Annotated in this window: 13 protein-coding genes; 1 reads left to right on the top strand and 12 read right to left on the bottom strand. The window is 40.9% G+C overall.

Translation table 11 applies throughout. From position 1 onward, the window contains the following. The 12 genes from ACYVHB_RS30925 to ACYVHB_RS30870 all read right to left on the bottom strand — a co-directional run. Window positions 1-205: helix-turn-helix domain-containing protein (locus ACYVHB_RS30925; protein WP_461055904.1), on the bottom strand; the 205-nt coding region annotated here is incomplete at its 3' end. A gap of 147 nt (window positions 206-352) precedes the next feature. Then, the gene (locus tag ACYVHB_RS30920; RefSeq protein WP_461055903.1) at window positions 353-1,540 is read right to left on the bottom strand and encodes a glycosyltransferase; all 1,188 of its coding nucleotides are present in this window, start codon (window positions 1,538-1,540) and stop codon (window positions 353-355) included. 470 nt (window positions 1,541-2,010) lie between these two features. After that, window positions 2,011-2,397, bottom strand: coding sequence for a class IIb bacteriocin, lactobin A/cerein 7B family (locus ACYVHB_RS30915; RefSeq protein WP_461055902.1), 387 nt, complete (start codon window positions 2,395-2,397; stop codon window positions 2,011-2,013). A 149-nt stretch (window positions 2,398-2,546) separates the two neighbouring features. After that, entirely contained in the window at window positions 2,547-2,918 is a 372-nt protein-coding gene (locus tag ACYVHB_RS30910) for a class IIb bacteriocin, lactobin A/cerein 7B family (RefSeq protein ID WP_461055901.1), read from the bottom strand. A gap of 71 nt (window positions 2,919-2,989) precedes the next feature. Then, the gene (locus ACYVHB_RS30905) at window positions 2,990-3,316 is read right to left on the bottom strand and encodes an NHLP leader peptide family RiPP precursor (RefSeq protein ID WP_461055900.1); all 327 of its coding nucleotides are present in this window, start codon (window positions 3,314-3,316) and stop codon (window positions 2,990-2,992) included. Between the two features lie 62 nt (window positions 3,317-3,378). Further along, window positions 3,379-3,774 carry an NHLP leader peptide family RiPP precursor gene (locus tag ACYVHB_RS30900; RefSeq protein WP_461055899.1) on the bottom strand — a complete coding sequence of 132 codons (396 nt, stop codon included), beginning with the start codon at window positions 3,772-3,774 and terminating at the stop codon, window positions 3,379-3,381. 260 nt (window positions 3,775-4,034) lie between these two features. Further along, a complete protein-coding gene (locus tag ACYVHB_RS30895; RefSeq protein WP_461055898.1) occupies window positions 4,035-4,364 on the bottom strand; it encodes an NHLP leader peptide family RiPP precursor in 330 nt (109 codons plus the stop codon). Between the two features lie 125 nt (window positions 4,365-4,489). Continuing rightward, window positions 4,490-4,708, bottom strand: a complete 219-nt coding sequence (locus ACYVHB_RS30890; RefSeq protein WP_461055897.1) for a hypothetical protein — start codon at window positions 4,706-4,708, stop codon at window positions 4,490-4,492. 711 nt (window positions 4,709-5,419) lie between these two features. Then, a complete protein-coding gene (locus tag ACYVHB_RS30885; protein WP_461055896.1) occupies window positions 5,420-5,674 on the bottom strand; it encodes a hypothetical protein in 255 nt (84 codons plus the stop codon). Window positions 5,675-5,702: 28 nt separating this feature from the next. Continuing rightward, window positions 5,703-7,691 carry an adenylate/guanylate cyclase domain-containing protein gene (locus tag ACYVHB_RS30880; RefSeq protein ID WP_461055895.1) on the bottom strand — a complete coding sequence of 663 codons (1,989 nt, stop codon included), beginning with the start codon at window positions 7,689-7,691 and terminating at the stop codon, window positions 5,703-5,705. Continuing rightward, a complete protein-coding gene (locus tag ACYVHB_RS30875) occupies window positions 7,688-7,858 on the bottom strand; it encodes a hypothetical protein (RefSeq protein WP_461055894.1) in 171 nt (56 codons plus the stop codon). Before ACYVHB_RS30875 ends, ACYVHB_RS30880 begins: the two co-directional genes overlap by 4 nt. Before the next feature lie 471 nt (window positions 7,859-8,329). Continuing rightward, window positions 8,330-8,530 carry a hypothetical protein gene (locus tag ACYVHB_RS30870; RefSeq protein WP_461055893.1) on the bottom strand — a complete coding sequence of 67 codons (201 nt, stop codon included), beginning with the start codon at window positions 8,528-8,530 and terminating at the stop codon, window positions 8,330-8,332. Window positions 8,531-8,708: 178 nt separating this feature from the next. Between ACYVHB_RS30870 and ACYVHB_RS30865 the strand changes: the two genes are divergently transcribed. Further along, the gene (locus ACYVHB_RS30865; RefSeq protein ID WP_461055892.1) at window positions 8,709-8,876 is read left to right on the top strand and encodes a hypothetical protein; all 168 of its coding nucleotides are present in this window, start codon (window positions 8,709-8,711) and stop codon (window positions 8,874-8,876) included. The last annotated feature ends 845 nt before the right edge of the window (window positions 8,877-9,721 follow it).

Here is a 9,721-nt window from a genome sequence, read left to right as displayed (position 1 = left end):
GTTTGTTGGCCACCCCCGCCCGTTGTTGAGCCTGTTGAGCATTATAGGGTTGTTTAGGCTGCTGGTGGTTTTTGGCCAGTTCACGGCTGATGGTAGCCTGGCTGACACCAATCTGCTGAGCCATGCACTGCTGGGTTTTGCGTTGCTGGTGGAGCGACTCAATGAGGTACCTTTGTGCCAGGGTCAGTCGTTTGTAGGTTGCCATTGCCTTGGTTGGCTTCGTCACCCCAAAGCTACTGGAATCTGTTAAGCGGCTGACTTTTGTTGTTTCCGGTTAAGACTGGCCAACTCAGAAAAGATACAAAAGGGGAGAAAAAGTAATATGCACTGCAAATGCGAATTCAAGATTCTTTTATTGTAAAGCATATTGTATAACTTTCTCTATTTCAAAATTTGATAATGTTTCATTTATCTCAATACGTAATCTATCTACTGTCTCGAAATCTATTAGTGTATTTTCTTCAAATCTCTTTACTAATTCGAGGAAAATGCCCCAATAATGGGGATTATCATCTGGGTGTGGAATATGTCCAGAGACACCAAGTTGTTGTAGTCTTTGTGCTACATCTTCCCTATCGTAACATAATGTACCAATAGTCAAAGAAGGAACTCTATTCATAATTGGGTAATGATACATTCCTGAGCCACATTGATGAATTATAAGGTTCGAAATTCCACATATGTAATTTAGTGGAAGCAATTTCTTATAAAAAACCGCTTGTTTGTCAGGTTCCTTTATATCACAATTACAAGTAGTTATAACAGCATAGCCACGCTCTACAAAAAACTCAATAAACTTTTCTATGGGTGTTCTATCTATCGTGCCAGTAGTGATAAAAACAATTGGTTTCTGTTTGTTTTTATCAAAAAACTCATCTAATCTGGTAGATAACTCCTTCGAAGGTTTATCCATGATAAGAAGGGGTCCAGAATAAAAGTACGATTCTCTATCTTCTATATCATCAGGTAAGCACTCAATTGTTGGTATCCCAGGAATAATCTTTGCTTTAGGTTTTATGTATTGTTGCAAAAAAAGTGTTTCAGAATGATTAAATATTTGCGTTTCTAAACTAATAGTACTTGAAACAAACAAAGCTCTTTTCGTATTTTCGCCTTTCTGTAGTGAATGTACATGATTAATATTTCTAAAACATTTATCAATGGATCTAAAAACGCCTGTTCTTTGAATTGAAATTCTGGGAATGTTGTTTTTTTCTGCTATGAGAGGAGTGGTTAAAGAAGTGTCCTCAATAATCAGCATGGGCTTTATTTGCTCGTATGCCTCTTTCTCTTTTTCTGCTACATACTTTATTATTTCTACATTATCTTTCGACTTTAACGTATATTCATTTTCATCATTAAAAAAATCTGATGTTACACAATTTATACCCTGTATTTTAAGAAAGTTTTGTATGTGATTACTGACCAAAAAATGATTTTTAATTTCAGTATATTTTCTTAAATGTTTATGGTGTAAAGTATACAGAGGAATTAGATGTGATAATCCACCAGCAAAATATGGTATATTTAAAATATTCATAATGTATCTGCAATTTTTTCTTACGTTAATTTATACACTTAACGGTGACTAATACTTTGGCAACTTTTTTGGGGAATTGTCAAATACTAATTCAAGTAAGCGATATCGTTTTAAAATAAGTATTAGAATGTAATTATTATTAAGGTGTACCATTATATTAGGCAACCAAATACTATTTATTTTGATCGGATAAAATCAGTTAATAGGTAATAATGCCCGTTTCATTTATACTTTATTGTTTCCATACTTACCAGACATTAATAATAATATAGCACCCAACAAAGCCAGTCCGATTTTTGCATATGGATTGTCGTCGAACATTTGAGCAGTACAAATTGATGCGAAACCACCAAATATACATAAGTTTTTCTTATTCATATCTGAAAAGGTTTAATATAAACATAAAACAAATTTGAAACATATTTTAGCCTAAATATGTTTCAAATTTGTTTTACATCTAAATACTATCATTAATAGTTATTAATGATAACAGTAGTATTACCACCACTCTTACTACCACCACTAGCACCAGCATACCCAATAGCAACTCCTACCAGAAAACATCCCGCATATAAACAGAGTGGAGTGCTACCACCAGCAACCATCTCTAATTGTTCATCAGTTAATTCTAATTCATTAAAATTTGGTCTTTCAGGAATATTGAGATAAATAATATTGCTATCACATTGATCCTCAACAACAATCCTTTGTTTTCCACTTTCAAGACTAATAGGCCTTCCAATAAAGTTTTCTATTGTCTGAACAGGGTTACCCAGAAGACTTTTTTTGAATAATTCGTCTTGCCAAGATTGTGAAATTAACCCGTGATAAAGATCTTGATTTTCTGTAATGTTCATAATTTTTTAATTTTTTTATCGTTTAACTACATCCCCTATTTTTCTACCAACTATAACACCTGCTGCAAGTAAAGCAACACAAGCTGCTACATACCCACCATACAGACTCAAAGGAGTAGATTGTAGACCCTCCAGAAATATTTTCATTATTATTTTACTGCGTTCCCTGCTGCTTCACCAACTGCAACACCTGCTGCAACTAAACCAGCACATACCACAAAATACCCAGCATACAGACACCAAGGAGTAGACCCTCCTGCAACCGTTTCTAACTGTTCATCTGTTAGTTCTAATTCATCGTACTCAACTTTTCTTGGAATATTTAGATAGATAACAGAATTGTCTGTTTGATCCTCTACTACAATTTTTGTGTTTGGCAACATAGCTTGCCCCGTAACTGATTCAATCGTAGAAACAGGATTACTAACTAATTGCTCTTTGAAAGCTGAACTTTCCCAAGCCTTTTGTGCTAAAGTTTTGATTAACTCCTCACCTTGCATTTGTTGTTCTTGCGTTATCATAATTACAAATTTTTGTACTTTTTACAGCATTTTATTTATTTTGAATAACTATATTTCAAGCTTTCCCTCCTTTAGGAGTGGGATGGTACTGCCGGAAGAGATGCAACAAGGGGTAAAAAAAGGAAAGCACCGGTTCCTCCCGCCACAGCCTCAAGCTCTTTTTCCTTTAGCTCAACATCCTCTGTATTAGGCTTAGCTGGGAGGTTGATGTACACCGTCCTCTCGTCGGTCTGATCGCGTACTACCAGGGTCTTACCCTGAGGTAGGTTGAGTTTCTTACCGGTGAGCTTCTCAATGGCCTCTGCGGGATTAGTTACCAACTCACTTTTGAACTGGGCATCTTCCCAGGCTTTTTGTAAGATCTCAGCGTACAGCTTTTGTTCTTGTGTAAATTCCATTGTTTTGTTTTTAAGTAGTTAAATTGAGTTATTGTATGAAAATTTAAGAGAGCTGTTAATGATTAATAAAAATCGGATGGATCAATCGGAGAGGTAGTCATGGGCGGAGTCAATGGATCAAAAATAATTGGATCAAAAATAACTGGCCCTGTAGTACAATCACCTCCAGGCCCTCTTACAATTCCACCTTTAACTCCCCCAGCCACAGCTTCAAGTTGATCTTCGTTCAGTTCCATATCCTCCGTGTTAGGCTTGGTAGGAAGGTTGATGTATACCGTCGTTTCATCAGTCTGATCACGCACCACCAAGGTCTTGCCTTGAGGCAAGTTGAGCTTTTGACCTGTTAGTTTCTCAATAGCTGCTACGGGGTTAGCCATCAGCTCGCTTTTGAACTGGGCATCCTCCCAGGCTTTTTGTACGACCTCGCCATACAGCTTTTGTTCTTGTGTAAACTCCATATAATTGATTGTTTGAACTGTTTAACTGATAATAGAGAAGAAAATATTTAAACATGAAATCTAATTGTACCGATAGAACCGATAAGCTTAAGTACATCTGGGAGAGGCATATCCTCGCCTGTCCCCCCCGCTACGACTTCGAGTTGCTCTTCGTTTAGCTCCACATCCTCCGTGCTGGGCTTAGCCTGTACGTTATCCTCAGGCTTCTGTTCTTGGGTAATTTCCATTGTTTTGTTTATTTTGGTTTATTTATATATGAACTATAGGGTAATACAGTCTCCAAATTTTGGGAACAGACCTTTAACAAAATCACCCCAAATTTTTTGCCCACCTCCGGCAACGGCTTCGAGTTGCTCTTCGGTCAGTTCCATGTTTTCTACTTCGGGTTCTGCTGGGATGTTGACGTAAATCTTAGATTTGTCGGTCTGATCTAAAAATACCAAACTCTTTCCCTCAGGCACAGCCACCTTAACGCCAGTCAGTTTTTCTATCGCTTGTACGGGATCAGTTATCAATTCTTTTCTAAAGTTGGCGTCCTCCCAAGCTTTCGATATGACTACTTCTATGATTTCTTGTTTTCTCTGTTCCATATCCTTATTTGTATGATACAAAGTTATATTCCTATCTTTCTATGAATTTGCCAAAGTAACCGTCAAAAGTGTCAATCTACATCTGTTGTTTTATCAGTAAAATAGCGTGGGGTCAGCGGGCGACATTACTCAATCTCCACCGTGTTACCACTACCCGACACCTTGACCTTAGCCCGACCAGTACCCGACTTGACCCGGACACGGTTCCCGGCAGAATCGACCGACACCGAATCGGTGTATTCCTTGCCGTTGATGGTGACGCTTGCCTGTTGATCGTTTGACTGCTGTTTGCTCTTTGGCTGACAACCGGCCATCAGCAGGCATAGAAATAGAAGGTTTTTCATTGTTCGGACGTATCAATCCTTTTTCTTACCAAGCTTCCAAGTGGTGGAACCTCCAATTACGCGACCATTCTCATATTTGTAGGTTGACTGAACCCGACTTTGGGATGGGTTAGAGAAAGCTGGTACCGAAGAGGTTGATGCCGGTGCCACCATTAACGACGTAGCCCCGGAGCGGCTTGGCTGCTGATATGTAGGAAGCGGGGTAGCCGGTTTAGTCTTTGTCGTATCAATCCCTTGTGCATAGCCAACACAAGCAAGTAAAATCATCCAGGTAGTTAGGAAGGCTCTCATAGTCAACGTGAAATTTTAGGAGTTGAAAACTTTTCTAATACGCTCAAATCAGTTATCAGCTTGGTATCGTCTCCTCTGCCGCCGAAAAGCTGAACGTTGAAATACTGATTGATATACCTACCCAACGAATCGGTGCGCCGAGCCGGTTGATGTGTTGAGGTCATGATTCCCTATACAGGTTATTTTTCAAAGAATAGATAAATGTATATAGCGTACCCAAAATTCGTTGATGTTGTCGAGGTCAATCGGTAGCCCTGAGACATGTATTGGTCAAGCTTTGCCTGAATTTCTTCCTTTGACTTCTTCACGATGTGTTCGGAGTCGAGCGTCAATTTCGAATAGTAAATCAGGGCTTCTACTCTGCACTCTTTCATTGCTTTACGGGTTTTTCTCAATAAGTTTCCGCTCAATGGCGGGTTCTCAACCAACAGTATTCCGACGGCTGATTTCTGCCTGGATACTCTTTCGCTTCTTGTTGTAACTGCTGCTTATTAGAAAAGCAAAAATCAGCATCCCAACAGTGAGGACAAAATTTCTATCTATAGCCGACCAAAAAGCCACGCCGACAAATAAGCCTATTAGTGCAGCCGTTAGGGTCTTTTGTGCGTTCAATTTCTTTTCTTCTGACACCAACTCGTCAAGTGTCATCTTTGTGTAGTCTTCGTCTGTACTCATAGTACGGTTTGGTTAAAGCATTAGCGAATTAAGCGACTAACTGGGCTACGCTGCTTTTTTCGACAAAGTACATCGAAATTTCTCCCTTGCCTTTTGCATTGACGCTGCCCCGGTGCTCAAAAGCAAAGCAGGGTTCGTGTTTTATCAGTTGGTACAGTGTTTCACTAATGTTCACTTTCCCTACCGCGCCACTACTTTCCATCCGGCTGGCGGTGTTAACCGTATCGCCCCATACATCATATTGAAACTTCTTCACGCCTACGATCCCGGCAACGATTGGCCCCGCGTGAATGCCCAATCGCATCTCGAAAGCAGGGCGGCCCATTAGTTGGTTTTCGTGATACCTTCTTTGCATAAACCCCTGCATTTCTAAACCAGCCAACACGCTATTTTTCAGTGCGTTTTCGTCGGCGTTGGGAATGCCGCCTGCCGCCATGTATGCATCGCCAATTGTTTTTATCTTCTCAATCTGATACGTTTCCATAATCAGATCGAAGGCTTTGAAACACGTATCAATCTCTTCCACCAGACTTTGTGGCGTCATTTTTTCGGCGGTCTGCGTGAAGGACTTGAAATCGGTAAACAGAATCGAAACCAACTCATAGTCTCTGGCATTCACATGACCTTTTTCTTTCAACTCCTCAGCAATTTCTGCTGGAAGTATGTTCAGCAACAGGGCTTCGGAACGGTCTTTCTCGGTCTTTATTGCTGTTCTTGACTTCCTGACGTAGTTTAGTTGGGTCCACAAACCAGCCGCGATCAGGAGTATAAAGCACAGAGAGATAACAATCATATTTCTCTGCTTCTCCCGTCGCAGAACATCCTCCTTATGCTTTAGCTGGATAGCGTGTTCTTTCTTTACGTAGGCAATGCTATCCACCAACTGCTGTTTCTGAAACTCCATGCCCATCACCTTGTTGGCAGTTTCCGCTAAGTTCAAACTGTCTTCCAGCGTGTTGGCCTGTTCGTAGTACCGAAGTGCCTGCTGGCTGTTGTTCAACGCTTTATACGATTCGTATAGGCAATCGCATCCATTTTTTTTAATAGAAACAGATCCCAGTTTTTCAGCCAACTTTAGCCCGTCTCGACATTTCTCTACTGCATCTTTGCTATTACCCAACCGGTGCATAATGTTGCCAATAGCAATTTGTGATTCGCTTTGGTTTTGTACATTTCCTATTTGACTGGAGTAAGCTAAGCAACGGTTATAATAAGTCAGTGCCCGTGTGTAATCTGCTTGTTTATAAAATAAATCGCCTAAACTGGATAATGCCATTATTTGTAATTGCTTATCTCGTCTCTTATCAGCAATTTTTAACGACTCGTTCAGATTCTCAAAAGATTTATCATACTTGGCTTGCTTCGTGTAAATTTTACCTATCTCGTCTAGAACCTGAGCAATTCCTTCTTGGTTATTTTTCTCCTTATATACAATATGAGCTTGACTGTAATATTTCATGGCGTTACTGTAATCCTTCGCCTCAGCATATATTGATCCTATATTGTGGGTAGTCGTTGCCAAGTTTTCTGCGCTCTTTATTTCCTCCCAAATAAGAGCCGATTGCCTGTAGTAATCTAATGCTTGAATATAGTTCCCCTGACTTTTATATACAATGCCTATGTTGTTAAACGTTGAAGCGACCCCTTTTTCGTAGCGTATCTCCTTAAAAGCTTTCGCTCCCTTCTTATAAGCACCTATTGCTTTGGAGAAATCACCTAAGTAATAGTAGCTTATCGCCATGTAATTGAAACAATTCCCTAATTTTCTTTTATCACCAATGAGTTGATAAAGCTTCAAGCTTGTCTCAAACATCACCAAAGACTTCTGATATGACTGTTTATCCTGATAGTGTGAACCCAAATTAAAGAGACTATCGGCTACTTTCTTGTTATGAGTCGTTATTTCGTTTACAGGTGTAGCGGTCTCTTGTACAGATGTGGTTTGTGCACACAGTTTCGCTTCTATTCCGTTCAATAGAAAAAGAACCGGCAGTATACACATCCACGACTTCATCATTCTTTAATAAGACGACCTCCACCACCAGATATAATATCTAACTGCTCTTCGTTTAACTCCATGTCCTCCGTGTTTGGCTCTGCTGGGGGGTGAACAGAAACAGTTGAAGCGTTTGTTTGGTCAGCAGTGACCGTCTTCTCGCCTTTTTGATCGTTCAATGAGTTCATGATTTCTGTCTGTTTAGTTAATGTCAGGACAAAATTGACCGAATATTCTATGTCATAACTGACAAATAGACTGACAAAATTTCTAAACACGCAAGATCTCAACAATTCATAGGCTTCTGTGTGAAGCAGGCAAATATCCAATGGTTTTGCTTTATTCTCAATAACCTCCGGTTATATTTTATTCGATCTGGTTATAAACGTAAACCCCCATTATCTTGGCGATAAGAACTCCCCCGCTATAGGCACGGGGGAGTTGCTGTATCTGCCCTATCCACCTGTATGTACTACTATGTATCACTTCCGGCGTAGCTACGGTACTACGTAGGATTACCTTACTATTAGTACGCGTAAGAATCTCTATATTGACTGCCCATTGTTGTTATTGATGATGCAAAGTTGATTGCTAACTAATTCTGAATCAATAACTTGCTATTTTAATTTATTCGATTTGGTTATAGCATATTCATTGAATCAAGCCGCTTCGTCATTGTAGCTCACAGGCTCATCGGTCGGCAGGTCCATCTTACCAAATAAGTCGCCAGCCGACACAATCCAGTTGTCGTCAAAGGAGCCGAGGTCGTCATGGTCGGCGATGTAAGTCGGAAAATCGGCCTGGTCATTGACCCATACGTCGAAAGTATAATCAGATGCTTGGTTTCTGTGCGTTTTCATTTTTTTGTGTTTTTAGGATGACATTGATGTATAGCTGTTTATGTTGTTGCTGACTTGTCGGCCCGGCCATTGAGCAGCCATTTTGTTGAATCAAAGGTGGGCGTCCTATTCGCTGATTTCAATAACCAAACGTTGTATTGTAGTCCGGTAGGGAATAGCTTAGTCCAGTTTGTTATATATGAAGAATATTGACAATTACTTGTTCAAGCGAACTCAGGAGCGGGTAACGCAATTGTGGGAGCAACAAACGACCCTTGCTACCATGGGATTATACCTCATCAGGAAAATCCGGGACCGGACCGCCGAAGCGGTTGGTTTTCGAGTGGCTATGTTTATTGGAGAGTAGCAAGAGCAAACGCCTGGCCAAGATCAGAAAGGGCTAATACAAGCCCCTTCAGCCCGCATCTGGGTGCCCGGCTTTCAATGGATGGGGGTATTGGTGTCAGCCCTGGACACCTCGCTCAAGGTCTGCCAGATGAGTTGGTGGACCTCCTCGGGTAAGCACAGAGAGTCGCACTTTCTCATCCGCTGGAAAAAGAATCACCTGTTAACTCATCGCCAGAAAGTCACCAAACAGACCCGTTTGTTAGCCTGTAACTGTAAAGCCCAAAGCCACGAACTACTTCACAATAAAGAGCATAAGCGCACCAAACATGTTAGTGCAGGATGGTTAGCCGTTGATTATCCTGACTTTCCCAAGCGTGAGCTGTTTCAACGCGTGATTCGCAATAAGAAAACCTCCAGCCAACGATGTATCTGCTGACTTCAATAGCGATCAAAATGGTCAGGGAGGCCTGGGAGATGGTGCACAGTTATATGTACCGATGCAGTTCCCCGCCGGGACAGATTGAGCAGGTCTTGCGGGCAAGGAAAGCCGAGTTGGGCTTGGAGTCGCCCCGGCTCTGGTTGTGGGAAAAAAGGCCGAAACTGTTGGCGATTATGGCCTTAGTATATGATTTTTTACCGTCCTTACTCAGAGCGTGGCCCGGTGGGATGCCGCTTTTCCTTAAACAGTGGGTATTAAGAACCGGAAACCTGAGTCATCCCGAACGGCTTCAGTGCCAATTTACTGACTACAATTGGCCATCGCCAACGCGCTAATAATAATTTTGCTTTAACTCAAAATTCAGGATGACTCAGGTTTCTCACCGAGCAATTTCTCGTTACTAAACCTTTACCTGCGTCGGCGCG

It is taken from the genome of Spirosoma arcticum (genome assembly GCF_054779955.1).
Note: the sequence above shows the minus strand (reverse complement) of the source record. Positions and strands in the feature narration are given on the sequence as shown.